Below are 15670 nucleotides of genomic sequence, written 5' to 3' on the forward strand. Positions count from 1 at the left end.
GGTGTATCCCCTTGACATACGGTGGGACGACCACCATCTAAAGGGCATAGGAGAGATGATCCGATGCCCAAGCCGACGACAGTCCGTGAATTCTTCAAGCAGTTCCCCGATGACGATGCCTGCTTGGCGCATCTGTTTGACGTTCGCTTCGGCCAGGATCACGTCTGCCCCAAGTGCGAGCGCGAAGCCCGCTGGTATCCGATCAAGGCCGAACGCGCCTTCTCCTGCCAGTGGTGCGGTCACCACATTCACCCGACAGTCGGCACGATCTTCGAGAAGTCCCGCACGTCGCTCCAGACGTGGTTCTATGTGATCTTCCTGTTCACCACGACCCGGCACGGCGTGTCCGGCAAGGAGATCCAGCGCCAGACCGGCGTGACCTACAAGACGGCGTGGCGCATGGGCCAGAAGGTGCGCGAGCACATGGCCCAGATCGACGGCGAAGACCCGCTCGGCGGCTCGGGCCGGACGGTCGAGATTGACGAGACGCTGGTCGGCGGTGTCCGCAGGGGCGGCAAGCGCGGTCGCGGAGCCGCTGGCAAGACGGTCGTGCTCGGTATGTTGGAACGCGAGGGCGACGTGATGGTGCGGGTTGTCCCGAACGTCCGCCGCGCCACCCTGCTGCCGGTGATCGAAGCCAGTGTCGTCAAGGGCACCGCCATCAACACTGACGAACTGAAGTCCTACGATGCGCTCTCAAAGGCGGGATACCAGCACACCCGCGTCAATCACACTGACGGTCGGTACGTTGCCGACGACGGGACCACGGTGAACGCCATCGAGAACTTTTGGCGGCACCTCAAGTGCTCCATCAAGGGAACGCATACCAGCGTCTCTCCAGCATACCTTGAGCACTACGCCAAGGAATTCGAGTACCGCTTCAATCGTCGGATGCGTCCTGAGACGATGCTTTCGGAGTTGCTTTCGACTTATCCGGACGCTTGAGGGCCTTATCCAGCTTCTCCAGATCGCCGGGAGCGTCGTTCTCGTGCTCCCGGATGAACTGCTCCAGCTTGCCTTCCTTGATCGCCTTCTTGAGCGTGGTCATTCCTCAACCCGCCCCCTCAACACGTCCAGCAGCGTATCCATCTTGGAATTTAGGCGCTCAACCTGTTCAGCATTTTCTCGTGAGATGCGCCTTGCCTCGACAGCCTGCTCAACGGACACGGTCGCGGCCCCGATGCCGCCGTCGAACCTGTCACCAGCAATCGCCAGAACGCCAAGCATGATAGTGACGGTGGCAGCAACACCACTTGCAACCGAAACAACCGTCGTCCAGAGCATGCCGTACTTTGTCGGAAGACTCTCCCTTGCAGCATGAAACTTCGTAAGTTCTGCATCGAAGTGCTTAGTTAGGCCATCAACGCTTGACAGCACTTGAGTAAAGCGCGCGTCATTCTCTGCGCGAACTGCGCGAAGCTCTGCTTGCACCTCCTCTCGTGAAATCTCTGCCATGTCAGCGGTCCTCTCGGTGCCGGGCGTTTCCCTTGGATGTGGTGATTCTACGCCAAATTGGCGAAGCAAATCTCGACCAGAGGGCGCGGGGCTGTTCGTAAAAGAAGCCGCGGCTGTTGCTGTGTTTGCTGCATATCTCTGGCCCCGCGTGACATCCGCTAGGCTGTCACGCGTCGGCTTCATCCTCACGGCCCTCATCAGATTGACGCCAAAAGTCCACCTGCTCTTGGGTAACGACCCCCTCTCGAACCATCTGGCTCACCATGCGCGAAAAAAACGCTGCCGTGGCCAAGAACCCGGGAGTGGACATAACGACCTGAGCGACAACATTGGGTTGCGCCGGTCCGACGGCATTGATCGCCGGATCGTTACGAACGAAATAGTATTTCACCACCTCCCGGCTGTACGCGAGATTTGACACAAACTCCGCGTAGGCTACCGGAGTGCCAGATGGCGCGAAGACTGATTCAGTTGCGCCTTGATCAGAATTCCCGTCAGACATGGTGCCTCCCTCTCTGCGGGAAGGCTGGCACGCCCGCGCAACCGGGTCAATTTGACTCCTCGCCTGGAGCCGCTCAAGCTCCACCAATGAGCGACAGCAATCCCAACCGCAGCGAACTCAAATGGGTGGTCCCGCTACCGGTCCCCTGCCCGAAGTGCGGCAATGAGAGCATGGAGATCGCTGCTAGGCTCAAAGACCGCGACGAACTCCCCTGCGAGGCTTGTGGCGCCCGCATCGACCTCACTTCGAAAGAGTGGCGCACCTACATCAACGAGATGCTTGATGCGTTCGACAACATCGGGCCGACCTACCGCAAGCTCTGACAATTCACGGATCGCCGCCAAGGCCCCCGCGTCTTTAGGACAGATGCGCATTAGGCCCTCCAGAATCAAAAAAAGCCGCCGAAGCGACCCACCGTATGCTCAGGGGATACACCCCCGCGGAATTGTAACCTCTGGGGCCTTCAGGGCATAGTTCGATCCGCGCACGCTACGATGGCGATCACAGCAGGCCGGCCCGTGTCCGGGCGCGGAAACCGGCCTGTGCAGCTGCCTCGGTGCCGGATCAGACGAGGCCGGTGAAGTCGTCCTCGCCGATCGAGCTGGTATAGGTGTCCTCGATCCGGATCGAACCATGGTCGCCAAGCTTCACAAGCACGTCTCGGCCGATGTCGATGATCTGGATGTCGCTGAACGACAATCCGAGCGCGCTGACATCCATCTTGTCGCCTTCTGCCTCGCACCAGTCCGCGATCACGTCGCAGCCGATGTCGTCGCCGGAGAAGCGGAAGGTATCCGCGCCGGCACCGCCATAGAGCTTGTCGTCGTCGGCGCCACCGTCCAGCGTGTCGTTGCCCCAGCTTCCGATCAGCTTGTCCCGGCCCTCGCCGCCGAAGATGGCGTCGTCGCCCGAGCCGCCATAGATCTTGTCCTTGCCGCCAAGACCATGGATCTCATCCTCGCCGCGCGTGCCGTAGATGTATTCCGACCAGTCGTTGCCGACGATGGCGTCGGGGCTCATGCCGTTCGCTTCGGGCTCGAGGCCTTCGAAGTCGCGGGCATTGAGATCGCTCTTCGCGAAGCCCTTCAGGATGATCTTGCTGCCGTCGGGCGCCTCGATCAGCGTGTCGCGGCCCCACCAGCCGGTCTGGCTGATCGACAGGTCCGAGAACTTCAGGCCCAGGCCGGTGAAGTCGAGCTTGTCGGTGCCGTTGCAGAAGTCCTCGATGACGTCGCAGCCGAAGTCGCCCTCGCCGAAGACGAAGGTGTCCTCGCCCTCGCCGCCGGACATGGTGTCGTTGCCTGCGCCGCCTTCGATGGTGTCGTCGCCCTTCTCGCCGTCGATCCGGTCGTTGCCGCTGCCGCCTGTCACCACGTCGTCGCCGTTGCCGGTCCAGATGGTGTCGTTGCCAGCGCCGCCGTCGACGGTGTCCGCGACATCGGCGTAGTAATCGGTGTCGAAGACGTCATTGCCGCCGCCGAGCTCGTACTTCATGGCGAAGTCGGCGCTGTAGATCCTGTCACCGAAGTCGGAACCGCGGAACGCCTCGATCTCGATGAAGGTGTCGCCCAGCGCCTCACCGGCCAGGCCGCCGGCCTCGACCGAGCGGTAGTAGCCGCCGATACCGTTGTGGTCGGTATTGGAGAAGGCGATGGTCACGCCCTCGCAGGCATTGGAGTAATCGGCGATGTCGTAGCCCTGGCCGCCGTGAATGGTATCGGCGCCCTTGCCGCCGCGGATGATGTCGTCGTCGTCGCCGCCGCAGACCAGATCGTCGCCATCGCCGCCGTCGACCGTATCGTTGCCGATACCGCCGTCGATGAAGTCCTTGCCGCCGTCGCCGTAGACGACGTCGTTGCCTTCATTGCCGAACAGGGTCTCGGTGATCACCTGGCGCAGGGTGACGCTCTCGACTTCCGGAGCGTAGTAACCGCCGTCCACGCCGACGAACTCGATCTCGGTGGTGCCGGTATGCAGCAGCAGGTCCTGGCTGAACGACTGCAGCGTCTGCGTCGCATTCAGCGTCGCGACCGTCTCGCCGCCAACGCGGACCTCGATCTGCGAATCGGCGCCGTACTTGCGGCACCACTCCTGGAAGTCCGTCGAGAACGTGAACTCGAGCCGGAAGATGCCCGTGCACGGGACCTCGGCGGTGTGGATCTCGTTGAAGATCTCGTCGTCACCGATGCCGCCGGTCAGGTAATCGTCGAAATCGAGCGAGCCCTTGCTGCCCTTCGATCCTTTCGAACCCTTGCTGCCCTTCGAGCCGTGCGAGCCATCGGAACCCTTGCCCCACCAGTTGTAGGAGCCGTCAGAGCCCTTGCCGCCCTTCGAACCGTGCGAGCCATCGGAACCCTTGCCCCACCAGCTGTAGGAGCCGTCCGAGCCCTTGCCGCCCTTCGAACCGTGCGAACCGTCGGAACCCTTGCTGCTCTTCCAGCCATGGGAGCCGTCCGAGCCCTTGCCACCCTTGCTGCCCTTCGAACCGCGGGAGCCGTCGGACCCCTTGCCGCCCTTCGAGCCATGGGAACCCCAGGAACCCTTGGATCCCCAGGAACCCTTCGAGCCCCACGATCCCTTCGAACCGCCGGAACCGGTGTCGTGATCCTGCTCGGGCGGCTTCGAGACGGAGACGATCAGGTCCTCGCCGAGGTAGTCGTCATTGTCGCCGCCATAGACGACGTCGTCGCCGCGGCCGGCGAGCACGAAGTCGATGCCCTCGTTGCCCTCGATGTAGTCGTTGCCGAGATTGCCCTCGATCACGTCGGCGCCTTCGCCGCCGCGAACCGTATCGTCGCCCTCGCCGGCAATGATGTCGTCGTCGCAGGCGCCGCCGTCGATGACGTCGTTGCCGATGCCGCCGTCGATGGTGTCGCAGTCCGCGCCGCCGTCGACGGTGTCGTCGCCGTCACCGGCCTCCAGCGAGTCGCGGCCTGCGTCGCCGTTCATCAGGTCGTTGCCCGCGCCGCCGGTCAGGCTGTCGCCGCCATCGCCGCCGTTCAGTTCGTCATTGCCGTCGCCGCCGCGCAGTTCGTCGACGCCCGCGTCGCCGAACAGGGTGTCGTCGCCGACGTCGCCGTTCAGCAGATCGTCGCCGTCGCCGCCGGACATGATGTCGTTGCCGGCCTGGCCGAGGATGATGTCGTTGCCCGCGTCGCCGTCCAGATCGTCATTGCCGGTCCCGCCCTGGATCTCGTCATCGCCCTCGCCGCCGGAGATGAAGTCGTCGCCATCATCGCCCAGCAGCAGGTCGGCGCCGCCATTGCCTTCCATGGAGTCATTGCCCGCGCCGCCGGTGACGAAGTCGTCGCCCTCGTCGCCATGCACGCAGTCGTCGCCCTCGTCGCCGCGGACGGTGTCGTTGCCGTTGCCGCCGAACAGGATGTCGTCGTCCTCGTTGCCGCGGATGGTGTCGTCGCCGTCACCGCCCTCGGCGTAGTCGTCGCCGGACATCAGCTGGATCAGATCCTGGCCGATCCCGCCAATGGCGATGTCATTGCCCACGCCGCCGCGGATATCGTCATTGCCCGCGCCGCCGTTCAGCTCATCGTCGCCGCCCTCGCCGAACAGCGTGTCGTCGCCCTCGTCGCCCGACATCGTGTCGTCGCCGTCGCCACCGAACAGCAGGTCGTTCAGCAGACCGCCGACGATCTCGTCGACGCCGTTGTTGCCGTTGATGGTGTCGTTGCCGTCGCCGCCGAACAGGAAGTCGTCGCCTTCCTCGCCGGTGATACGGTCATTGCCGCCCTGGCCCCGGATATCGTCATTACCGTTGCCGCCACGGAGGTCGTCATTGCCGTCGCCGCCCTCGATGTCGTCATTGCCGTCATTGCCGTTGATGACGTCGAGACCGAGGCCGCCGAACAGGAAGTCGTCGCCGCCCTCGCCGGAAATCGTGTCGTTGCCGTCCTGGCCCTGCAGGTCGTCGCTGCCGTCACCGCCGAACAGCACGTCGTCGTCCGCGCCGCCCTCGGCGTAGTCGTCGCCGGCGTCGCCGCGCAGCGTGTCCTGGCCGTTGCCGCCGAACAGCTCGTCCTGGCCGTCGCCGCCTTCCAGCAGGTCGTCGCCATTGTTGCCGACCAGAATGTCGTCGCCGGCGCCGGTCTCGATCTCCTCGTTGGAATCGTCGCCGGCCACGAAGTCATTGCCGTCGCCGGTCTTCACGATCTCGATGGAATCCAGCAGATCGGTGCCGAAATCGTCGCTTGTGGCGACGCCGTTGTCATTGCCGCCGGCGCCCAGATCGACATTCACGTCGCCGTCGGTCGCCCGGTAGTCGACCTCGTCGCGGCCACCGCCGCCGAAAATCTCGTCGTCGCCGGCGTCGCCCTTGATGGTGTCGTCGCCGTTGTTGCCGCGGACCGTGTCATCGCCGTCATTGCCGACCAGGCTGTCATTGCCGTCGTCGCCGGTCAGGCTGTCATTGCCGCCGCCGCCGAACACGCGGTCGTCGCCGGCATCGCCGCGCACCACGTCGTCGCCGCCGCCGCCCAGAACATTGTCGTCGTCGTCCCCGCCGCGGACGGTGTCATTGCCGGCAAGGCCGTTGATGGTGTCGTCGCCGCCACCGCCGAAGATGCGGTCGTCGTCCGACGTTCCCTGCAGGTTCTCGCTCGTGCCGTCACCGTTGATCGTGGCCCGGGCAATACCGCGGCACCCGTCGAGGCCCGAAATCTGGAACAGCAGAGACATCGCTTCACTCCCACCTGTGCAGCAATGGCACAAGACATTGCAATTTTGGTCCCGCAGCCCGTCAGCGTGGCATCATGATACTGCGGCAACCGATACTGGTTCTCAGTATGCGAGGCACATGCCAAGTGGCCGGGCGTCGCCATGAGCGGAAGCCTGATGGCAAGTTCCTGCGAACGGATCGAATTCCGGACGGGATTCGATACGAATTCTCGGAAAATTGTCTGTAATTTCAGGCCGGTGAAAGACGGCGGCGACGGCCCCTACTTGTCCTTCATGATCCAGACGCCGTCCCAGTCGTCGCCGGGCGGGTTCTGCCTCATGAGCTCGCAGCGCTCGATGTAGGTGTGGCCGAGCTTGTCGTGCTCGTTCGCCTTCAGCGCGTCCTGGAAATAGTGGACCGCGCGGTCCCACTCCTGCTTGCGGTACTGCTTGACGCCTTCGTTGAAGTTGCCCAGCACGTCCATCAGGTTCGGGAAGGTCTCGTCGGTGTGATAATCGAGGCATTCGAACACGCCGACCGGCTGGGTCTTGCCCTTCACCACCACCTTGTCGACCTCGCGCAGGCGGTAGACGCCCTTCAGCTTGGCGACGGTGTACTCCGACAGAAGGATGCGCGCCGAATACTGCTTGCAGGCGCTTTCCAGACGGGCAGCGAGGTTCACGCCGTCGCCGATCATGGTGTAGTCCATGCGCTTCTTCGAGCCGATGTTGCCGGCCACGATGGAATCGGTGTTCAGACCGAGGCCCATGTCGATTTCCATCTCGCCGCGGGCCGCCCGCGCCTTGTTCCATTCCCACAACCGCTTGATCATGTTGATCCCGGCGCGAAGACCGCGGTCCTCATCGTCGTCATGCGGCAGCGGGATGCCGAAGGCCGCCATGATGGCGTCGCCGATGAACTTGTCGAGCATGCCGCCCTGTTCGGAGATGCAGTCGACCATCAGCTCGAAATAGTCGTTGAGCAGGGCCACCGTGCCCTGCGCGCCGAGCTTCTCGGTGATCGTTGTGAAGCTGCGCACGTCCGAGAACAGTACGGTCGCGACGGTGTCCTTGCCGCCCAGGATGTCGTCCTGGTTGCCGCCCGCGAGCATCTGGTCGGCGAGACCCGGGTCCATGTAGCGCGAGAGCGTGGACTTGGCGCGCTTGGCGTCGGAAATGTCCTCGATCATCACCAGCGTGCCCAGCGACGTGCCTTCGCCGGATTCCATCGGCAGCACGGTGACGTTCACCGACGCCTTGTCGCCGTCGAAGACCAGCTCGGTATCCATCATGTTCTCGCCGACATCGCTCTCGGCGACGCGGGCGATCTTGTCGATCAGCCACTGGTTGGCCTCGCCGAAGACGTCCTCGGGCTTCTTGCCGAGAATCTCCTTGGCGGAGGTGCGCATGATGCGCGCGCCGGCGGCGTTGCAGGTCTTGTTCTCGCCTTCCTCGTCGAAGGTGATGACGCCGTTCGACATCGATTGAAGCATCGATTCGTTGTAGTTCTTCATCGCCTGGACGTCGCCGAACAGCTTGGCGTTCTCCAGGCCGATCGCGATCTGCGCGGTAAAGGCCTTCAGGCGGCTCTCGTCATCCTCGGTGAAGGGCCCGCCGCGCTTGTTCAGCGCCTGGGTCACGCCGATGACCTTGCCGGCCTTGTTGACCACGGGCACGCAGAGGATCGAGCGGGTGAAGAAGCCGGTCTGCTTGTCGAAGCCCGGATTGAAGCGGAGATCGGCGTAGGCGTAGGGAATGTTCACCGTATCGCCCGAGGTGAACACGGCGCCGGCAATGCCCAGATGATTGGGCAGGCGGATCTCGACCGAGTCCAGGCCCTCGCCGACATGGCTGAACAGTTCGTTCGTCTTCTCGTCGTTGATGAACAGCGTCGACCGCTCGGCGTCCAGCATCCGGGTCGCCTCGGACATGACCCGCTGCAGCAGCCGGGTCAGTTCCAGTTCCGAGGTCATGTCGGAAACGATGTTCAGGAACTCGATCTCGCGCTGGCGCGTGACCTCCATGCGTTCGACCAGCTGCATCGACTGCAGGGTGATCGCGCACTGGGTCGTCATGCCTTCCAGCACGGCCAGATCCAGCTCGGTGAACTGGCCGTCCTTCTTGTTCAGCACCTGGGCGACGCCGATGACCTCGCCCTTCGCGTTGCGCACCGGCGCGGCAAGAATCGATTTGGTGGTGAAACCCGTCTCCGCGTCGACGTCGCGGTTGAAGCGTTCGTCGTTGTAGGCGTCGTGGATGATCTGTCCGTCGCCGTTCTGGAAGGTGAACCCGGCGATGCCGACATTGTCGAGGATGCGGATCTCGTGACGCTTCAGGCCCTGGGCCACGCGGCTGAACAGTTCGCCCGTCGTCGCGTCGTGCAGGAACAGCGTGCCGCGCTCGGCCTTGGTCTCGGCCACGGCGACACTGACCAGCGTGTCGAGCACCGCATCGAGCGTGTCCAGCGCCGCGACCTGGCGCGAGACGTCGAGCATCATCTGGAGCTGCTTGATGTGCTCCGACTGCGACAGGTTCTGCGCCTTCTTCGTCGTGCGCGGATTGTCATACATGCTCGTTCTCCTCCAGGCGGTCCCGAAGCTTCTGGATCGTAGCATGCAATTGCTGCAGCTCGGCCCGGTGCGCCTGCTCCATCTCCTGCCGCTGGTCGCGGTGATCCAGCCTGATCTCGTCCATCTCGTCGCGCAAGGACTGTGCCGTCTTCTGAAGCTGCGATATTTCGGCAGCACCTACGGCCCTGGCCCGCTGGGTCTCGGCCTGACCCTTGCGCCTGATCTCGTCCATCTCGTCGCGCAGTTCCTGTGCGGTCTTCTTCAACTGGGCGATCTCGGACGCCGCCGCCTGCTTTTCGGACTGCACCAGCCTTTGGGTTTCCACCCTCTGGTCCTCCAGCGAATCCCTGAGCGCCTGCGCCGTTTCCTTCAGCTGCGCGATCTCGGCGGCTGCGGTCTGTTTCTCCGCCTGCACCGCGCGCTGCGCTTCCAGCCGCTGTTCGTCCAGCGTGTCGCGCAGCGCCTGGGCCGCGCTCTTCAATTGCGCGATTTCGGCCGCCGCGGCCTGCTTCTCGGCCTGAACGAGCCGCTGCGTCTCCGCGCGCTGCTCCTCCAGCGTGTCCCGCAGGGCCTGCGCGGTATCCTTCAGCTGCGCGATCTCGGCGGCGCCGGCCTGCCTTGCCGCCTGCACCGAGCGCTGCGCCTCGAGCCGCTGCTCCTCCATCTCGTCACGCAGCGCCTGGGCCGTGTCCTTGAGTTGCTGGATCTCGGACGCGGCCGCCTGCCGCTCCTGCTGGACCAGGCGGCGGGTTTCGGCGCGCTGATCCTCCAGCGTGTCGCGCAGGGCCTGCGCCGTATCCTTCAGCTGACCGATCTCGGAAGCGCCGGCCTGCTTTTCCCGCTGCACCTGGACCGCGGCCTCACGGCGCTGATCCTCGATCTTGTCGCGCAGCGCCTGAGCGGTGTCCTTGAGCGTCGAAATCTCGCCGGCAGCGTTGGCTTCCGCCCGCTGGACACGGCGCTTGATCTCGAGGTCCTTGTCCTCGAGCGTCTCGCGCATGACCGAGACAGTGCGTTGCAGCTGCCGGTTTTCAGCTTCGAGATCGACGGCGGTTACGGCCATATCAGCACCAGCGCCGTGTCGAAAGCATGTGGCTTCGAGCGCGCATGAATCAGTCCCCACAGGTTTCCGGAGCCTATCATGTGCATGGTAAAGCTGAAAGAATCCTAATTGCCGACGGAACGGGACCCCGCCTCCGCGCATTTTGCACTGCACCGTCGGTGGCGCGCCCGGCCCCGGATTTACCTGACCTTACGGCAATACGCCTCGTCAGTTCAAATAAAGTGCAAATGAAAGTTGCAATGTCTATTTGTTGTGCAGTGCAGAAAAAGGCATCAGATTAACTTTCTCTGCAATATGAAGGACTTGTGACCTTTTTATGAATGGCCCCTCTCTTGCCATGGCGCGGACGTCGCCGTTGCGGCGGCGAATGCACCAGCAGAGAGGGAGTGCGTACCATGAAGAAGCTGATTGCCATGGCGGGCGTTGGGCTCGCGTTGGGGATGGCCAGCCTTCAACCGGTCCTCGCGGACGAGGAAGAAATGATGATCCCGGGCGAATTCTCCGCGAATGTCGCCTTTTTGACGGACTACCGGTTCCGTGGCATCACCCAGACACAGAACGAGCCGGCCATTCAGGGCGGTTTCGACTGGGCGCATGACAGCGGCATCTATCTGGGCACCTGGGCGTCCAACGTCGAGTTCAACGACGCCCATATCGAGATGGATTTCTACGGCGGCTACGCGAATACCGTCGGCAACTTCTCCTACGATCTCGGCGTGATCTACTACTGGTACCCCGGCGCGCGCCGGAACCAGGACTTCGACTTCGTCGAGGTGGCCCTGGGTATGGGCTACGACTTCGAAGTCGCCTCGGTGTCTCTGGGCATGAACTACTCGCCGGAGAACTTCGGCGCGTCGGGTGATGCCTTCTACACCGAAGCCGGCGTTGCGGTGCCCCTGCCCTACGACTTCGAGCTTGGCGCCACCATCGGCTACCAGATCATCGACGATGAAGCGACCTTCGGCGTGCCGGACTACCTGAACTGGTCGGTCTCGCTGGCCCGCAGTTTCTACGGCTTCGACTTCGGCCTTGCCTATGTCGACACCGACGAAGGCTCCTGCGGCGACGGTTGCGGTGCGACGGTGATCTTCTCGGTCTCGCGGAGCTTCTAGGCTCCCGGACAGGTCCGGATCGGGCGGCGGCTGGCCCTCCGGCCGCCGCCCGCCGGATTCGGATGATCGCTCAGCCGCGCCGGTGCGGCGCGCTGAGCGCCTCGTCCACCTTCAGCACGATCTCGCCGATGGTGAAGGGCTTCAGCACGATGTCATGGATCAGCAGATCCAGGTTGTGCGCGCGGTCCCGCTGGTCGGCATAACCTGTCATCATCAGGATCCTGACGTCCGGATGTGCCTTGGCGACATTCAGCGCCAGCGCAACGCCGTCCATGATCGGCATGACGATATCGGTCAGCAGCAGATCGAACTTCTGGCCGCGCATCTGCTCCAGCGCCGCGGCGCCGTCTGCGGCCGTCACGACCGAATGGCCGGCGCCCGAGAGGGCACGGTCGATGATGTCGCGGATATCGGGCTCGTCTTCCGCCACCAGGATGCGCGCCATGCCCGTCACTCCCCCTGCCAGACCGACGCCCGGACCCGGTCCAGCCGCTTCGGCACATCGTCGAGAACCAGCGGAACCTCGCGGCTCTCATGCGCCTCGAGAGGCTTCTCTTCTCCGGGCATCCGCACCGGCACCGTGCGAATGACCTCGCCGGACTGGTCGATCAGGTCGATCGCGGCGATCGGCAGCGCTTGCGGCTTGTCGGTCGCATTCGTCGCCGTCAATCTGATCTCCATGCGCCGCCGGCCCTCGCTCTCGGTCAGCGACGACCGTTCGATGCGGTAGCTGACCGCCGGCCCGGCATTCGAGAGACCGGCCGCGCCGGCCACATGATACAGCCGCTCGACCGGGGGCCAAGCCGCGACCAGCACGGGCTTGAGAAACGCCAGCCCGAGAGCGGTGACAACCAGCACCGCAGCAATCAGCGCCCAGCCGGCCCAGACCCAGCTCGGGGTCTTTCGGCCCGCCGGCCTGCCGCCCAATGAGCGGGCCTCCGCGGACAGCGGAAACGCGTCGCCGTTCCAGGCATCATCCGGATCGGGATCCCGCTCGGCGCGTATCATGTCTTCCCAGTCGGCAGGCTGCCCGGGGATCGTGCCGGAGAACCCCGCCTCGGCGGGTTCGGGTTCGGGATCGAAGCCTTGCGGCTCGGGTGCAGGCTCGACCGGCTCGAGGTCCGGCTCGCCGACCCATTGGTGGCCGCAGCGGGAACAGCGCACCTTCCGGGGTCCGGCCTCGAACATCTCGGGCCGGACACGGAACTTGGCAGCGCAGGACGGGCAGGTCAGGAACATTCCGTCATTGATCCAGTTGGTCCTTGTCGATTATCGAACGGTCGTCGACCTTCCTGACAGGCTGGCCCTTTACGGACTCCGGCCTCAAAACGATCTGAGCATATAGGCGAGATGTCGGCAGCCATTCAAGGCGGACGCGAGGTTTGACCCAGTTATCCGGCAGTTCCGGCAGCGGCCCATTGGTCAGCCTGCGCAATATCGGCCTCCGCTACGGGGACGGGCCCGAGGTTCTGCGCGACCTCGATCTCGACCTGCCGGCCGGCTCGTTCCATTTCCTGACCGGCCGCTCCGGCGCCGGCAAGTCCTCCCTGCTCAGCCTGCTGCAACTGGCCCGCCGGCCGAGCCGCGGCCTGATGCGCATGTTCGGCGCCGACGTCAACGAGGCGCCGGCCACGGCGCTGCCCGCCATGCGCCGCCGTGTCGGCGTCGTCTTTCAGGATTTCCGCCTGCTGAACCATCTGACGGCGGCGGAAAACGTGGTCCTGCCGCTGAAGCTCGCAGGCGGTCTGTCCGACGAGAAATCGGAACAGTTCGTGCGGGAGATGCTCGCCTGGGTCGGGCTGGCCGATCAGGCCGATGCGCTGCCGGCCACCCTGTCGGGCGGCGAGAAACAGCGGATCGCCATCGCGCGGGCAGTGATCGCCGGGCCGAAGCTGCTGCTCGCCGACGAGCCGACGGGCAATGTCGACCGCGACATGGCCGAGCGGCTGATGACGCTCTTCATCCGCCTCAACCAGCTCGGCACGACGGTGATGGTCGCCACGCATGATTCGGAACTGACAAGCCGATTCGGCTTCCCGATCCTGCATCTGGAAGACGGGCGGCTGCACCCGGCGTCGGCGGCGCAACCATGAAGGACCGCGCCCTCGCTCTCGACCGTGACCCGTCTGGCCGCTTTCTGCCCTGGATCGTCGCCGCGCTGTCGCTGGTCGTGGCCGTCGCCGTCGGCGTGTCGTTCTCTCTGGCCGAACTCACGGCGTCATGGGGTGTGATCGGTAACGACCGCCTGATCGTGCGCTACGCGGCAGAAGACGGCGACGCGGCCCGCGCTGCCGCCTCCGGGCTGGCAGCGGAACCGAGGGTCGCGCAGGCCCGACTTCTGCCCCGCGACGAAGTGCGGGCGCTACTGGAGCCCTGGCTCGGCGGCGCAACGGCCAGCGAGACGGAACTGCCCCTGCCCTGGCTGATCGACGTGCAGCTTGCCGACCCGGCCGCAGAACGCGAGGTCCGCCGGGCGCTGGAGGCATGGCCAGGCGCCACGGTCGACAGCACGCGCGGCTGGCTTGAGCCGCTCCAGCGTCTCGCCGGACTGGCCGGGATTGTCGCCATGGGCCTCGCCCTGCTGTCCGTGTCCGTCATCGTCCTTGTCACCGTATTCGCCATACGCGCCGCCCTGTCGGCACAGTCCGCCACGGTGGAGCTTCTGCGCCAGATGGGGGCGGAGGAACGCTACATCGCCCGCCGTTTCCAGCGGCATGGTTTCCGGCAGGCCATCACGGGCGGCATCGCCGGCGTCGCGCCGGGCGCCGTCATCGTCGGGCTGGGCGTCGGCGCAGCCCGGCTGGAAGGCGCCGAACTGATCGCCGGCCTGAATCCCGGCTGGACCGGCTGGCTGTGTATCGGGCTTCTGCCGGCGCTGATCGCCCTCGTCGCCACGCTGACGGCGCGCTATACGGTACTGGAGATGTTGAGGAATCGCTGGTGAGTCAGACCGGTTTCGTCATTCGCCTGTTCCTGTTGCTTTCGGCGTTGTGGTGCGGTGGCTTCCTGGCCTTTGCGGAGCGTGTCGCCGATACGCCGCCGGCCCCTGCGCCTGCCGACGGGATTGCCGTGCTGACGGGATCTGCCGGACGCATCACGGCCGGCCTGGAGCTTCTGAAGCAGCGGCCCTCGGCGAAGATGCTGATCACCGGCGTCGGCGACGGCACCGCCCGAGAAGAATTGGCAGAAGCCTTCCCCGGTGAATCGGCGCTGTTCGACTGCTGCATCGAGCTGGACCGACAGGCCAAGGACACGGTCGGCAATGCCGAGCAGACCGCGCTCTGGGTCCGGCGAAACAAACTCGGTTCGGTGATCGTGGTGACCTCCGCCTCGCACATGCCGCGGAGCATCGTCGAGATGCGGCGTCACATGGACGGGATCCGCCTGGAGCGGCTGCCGACACGGGCCGGGGAGGACAATCCGCAGGGCTGGTGGCAGAGCATCGGCGCGCTGCAGCGGATCATCGTCGAGTTCAACAAGTACATCTTCAGCCTCGTCCGCGCCCGGTTGCTGGACGACATCGGCGACGTGAGTGTTCGATGACCTTCATCCGCACGCTGCTGTTCAACATCTGGTTCTGGCTCTGGTCGGCGGTGATGAATGTCGCCTTCCTGCCAGCGCTGCTTTTGCCGCGGCGGGTGGTGATGGCCGGCCAGCGGGTCTGGGCCATGGGCCTGAACTGGGGGCTCAGGCATCTGGTGGGGCTTAGGTGGACCGTGCGCGGTCGTGGAAACCTGCTGCCCGGGCCAGTGATCATCGCGTGCAAGCACCAGTCGATGTGGGACACGATCATCTGGCATATCGAGGTCGACGACCCGGCCATCGTGATGAAGAAGGAACTGCTGCGTATCCCCGTGTACGGCTGGTACTGCCGGCACACGAAGCAGATCCCGATCGACCGTGCGGGCAAGACGGCGGCATTGAAGGACATGCTGGTCCATGCAAGGGCCGCCCGCGACGCCAGCCGGCATCTGATCATCTTCCCGCAGGGCACGCGCATGGCCCCGGGCGAGAAACGCGCCTATCTGCCCGGCGTGGCGGCGCTCTACCGCGATCTCGGCCTGCCGGTCGTTCCCGTGGCACTGAATTCCGGCCTGTTCTGGGGCCGGAACGCCTTCACGAAGAAGCCGGGCGAGATCGTGCTGGAATATCTGGAGCCCATTCCTGCAGGACTGCCGCGCAAGGAGTTCATGAGCCGTCTGGAAGACGCCATCGAGAGCGCTACCGACGCCCTGGAAGCGGAAGCCGGAAAATCGTCCACAGGGCGTGGATAACACGCCGCTTCTTCGGCGTTTCC

14 protein-coding genes are annotated in these 15670 nt (G+C 64.6%); 7 read left to right on the forward strand and 7 right to left on the reverse strand.

What is annotated here, in order from left to right; genetic code table 11:
* Positions 1-63: 63 nt before the first annotated feature.
* Entirely contained in the window at positions 64-945 is an 882-nt protein-coding gene (locus tag ACMVY4_RS19225) for an IS1595 family transposase (RefSeq protein WP_416897572.1), read from the forward strand.
* A gap of 99 nt (positions 946-1044) precedes the next feature.
* Here ACMVY4_RS19225 and ACMVY4_RS19230 read toward each other — a convergent pair whose 3' ends face one another.
* Positions 1045-1455 carry a hypothetical protein gene (locus ACMVY4_RS19230; protein WP_416897573.1) on the reverse strand — a complete coding sequence of 137 codons (411 nt, stop codon included), beginning with the start codon at positions 1453-1455 and terminating at the stop codon, positions 1045-1047.
* 166 nt (positions 1456-1621) lie between these two features.
* Positions 1622-1957 carry a hypothetical protein gene (locus ACMVY4_RS19235; protein WP_416897574.1) on the reverse strand — a complete coding sequence of 112 codons (336 nt, stop codon included), beginning with the start codon at positions 1955-1957 and terminating at the stop codon, positions 1622-1624.
* 86 nt (positions 1958-2043) lie between these two features.
* Between ACMVY4_RS19235 and ACMVY4_RS19240 the strand changes: the two genes are divergently transcribed.
* A complete protein-coding gene (locus ACMVY4_RS19240; protein WP_416897575.1) occupies positions 2044-2280 on the forward strand; it encodes a hypothetical protein in 237 nt (78 codons plus the stop codon).
* Positions 2281-2521: 241 nt separating this feature from the next.
* Here ACMVY4_RS19240 and ACMVY4_RS19245 read toward each other — a convergent pair whose 3' ends face one another.
* The 3 genes from ACMVY4_RS19245 to ACMVY4_RS19255 form a co-directional block, all read right to left on the reverse strand.
* Positions 2522-6649 (reverse strand): calcium-binding protein, encoded by a 4128-nt coding sequence (locus ACMVY4_RS19245; RefSeq protein ID WP_416897576.1) that lies wholly within the window; start codon positions 6647-6649, stop codon positions 2522-2524.
* 260 nt (positions 6650-6909) lie between these two features.
* The gene (locus ACMVY4_RS19250; RefSeq protein WP_416897577.1) at positions 6910-9198 is read right to left on the reverse strand and encodes a GAF domain-containing protein; all 2289 of its coding nucleotides are present in this window, start codon (positions 9196-9198) and stop codon (positions 6910-6912) included.
* Complete coding sequence (locus ACMVY4_RS19255; protein WP_416897578.1) at positions 9191-10261, reverse strand: hypothetical protein; 1071 nt, start codon at positions 10259-10261, stop codon at positions 9191-9193. Before ACMVY4_RS19255 ends, ACMVY4_RS19250 begins: the two co-directional genes overlap by 8 nt.
* A 395-nt stretch (positions 10262-10656) precedes the next feature.
* Between ACMVY4_RS19255 and ACMVY4_RS19260 the strand changes: the two genes are divergently transcribed.
* Positions 10657-11373 carry a TorF family putative porin gene (locus ACMVY4_RS19260; RefSeq protein ID WP_416897579.1) on the forward strand — a complete coding sequence of 239 codons (717 nt, stop codon included), beginning with the start codon at positions 10657-10659 and terminating at the stop codon, positions 11371-11373.
* Between the two features lie 70 nt (positions 11374-11443).
* On the opposite strand, the gene ACMVY4_RS19265 is transcribed toward ACMVY4_RS19260, so the two are convergent.
* Complete coding sequence (locus ACMVY4_RS19265; RefSeq protein ID WP_416897580.1) at positions 11444-11818, reverse strand: response regulator; 375 nt, start codon at positions 11816-11818, stop codon at positions 11444-11446.
* A 5-nt stretch (positions 11819-11823) separates the two neighbouring features.
* Positions 11824-12612: a DUF3426 domain-containing protein gene (locus ACMVY4_RS19270; protein ID WP_416897581.1), complete on the reverse strand. Its 789-nt coding sequence runs from the start codon at positions 12610-12612 to the stop codon at positions 11824-11826.
* Between the two features lie 143 nt (positions 12613-12755).
* On the opposite strand from ACMVY4_RS19270, the gene ACMVY4_RS19275 reads away from it, so the two are divergent.
* From ACMVY4_RS19275 to ACMVY4_RS19290, 4 genes are read left to right on the forward strand one after another with little or no spacing between them, the layout of a single operon-like run.
* Positions 12756-13466 carry a cell division ATP-binding protein FtsE gene (locus ACMVY4_RS19275; protein ID WP_416897582.1) on the forward strand — a complete coding sequence of 237 codons (711 nt, stop codon included), beginning with the start codon at positions 12756-12758 and terminating at the stop codon, positions 13464-13466.
* Positions 13463-14317, forward strand: a complete 855-nt coding sequence (locus ACMVY4_RS19280; protein WP_416897583.1) for a cell division protein FtsX — start codon at positions 13463-13465, stop codon at positions 14315-14317. Before ACMVY4_RS19275 ends, ACMVY4_RS19280 begins: the two co-directional genes overlap by 4 nt.
* The gene (locus ACMVY4_RS19285; RefSeq protein WP_416897584.1) at positions 14314-14916 is read left to right on the forward strand and encodes a YdcF family protein; all 603 of its coding nucleotides are present in this window, start codon (positions 14314-14316) and stop codon (positions 14914-14916) included. The genes ACMVY4_RS19280 and ACMVY4_RS19285 overlap by 4 nt, the downstream gene beginning before the upstream one ends.
* Positions 14913-15647, forward strand: a complete 735-nt coding sequence (locus ACMVY4_RS19290; protein ID WP_416897585.1) for a lysophospholipid acyltransferase family protein — start codon at positions 14913-14915, stop codon at positions 15645-15647. The genes ACMVY4_RS19285 and ACMVY4_RS19290 overlap by 4 nt, the downstream gene beginning before the upstream one ends.
* Positions 15648-15670 lie beyond the last annotated feature (23 nt).

This window comes from Minwuia sp., from assembly GCF_048007105.1.
In the GTDB taxonomy this organism is placed as follows: domain Bacteria; phylum Pseudomonadota; class Alphaproteobacteria; order Minwuiales; family Minwuiaceae; genus Minwuia.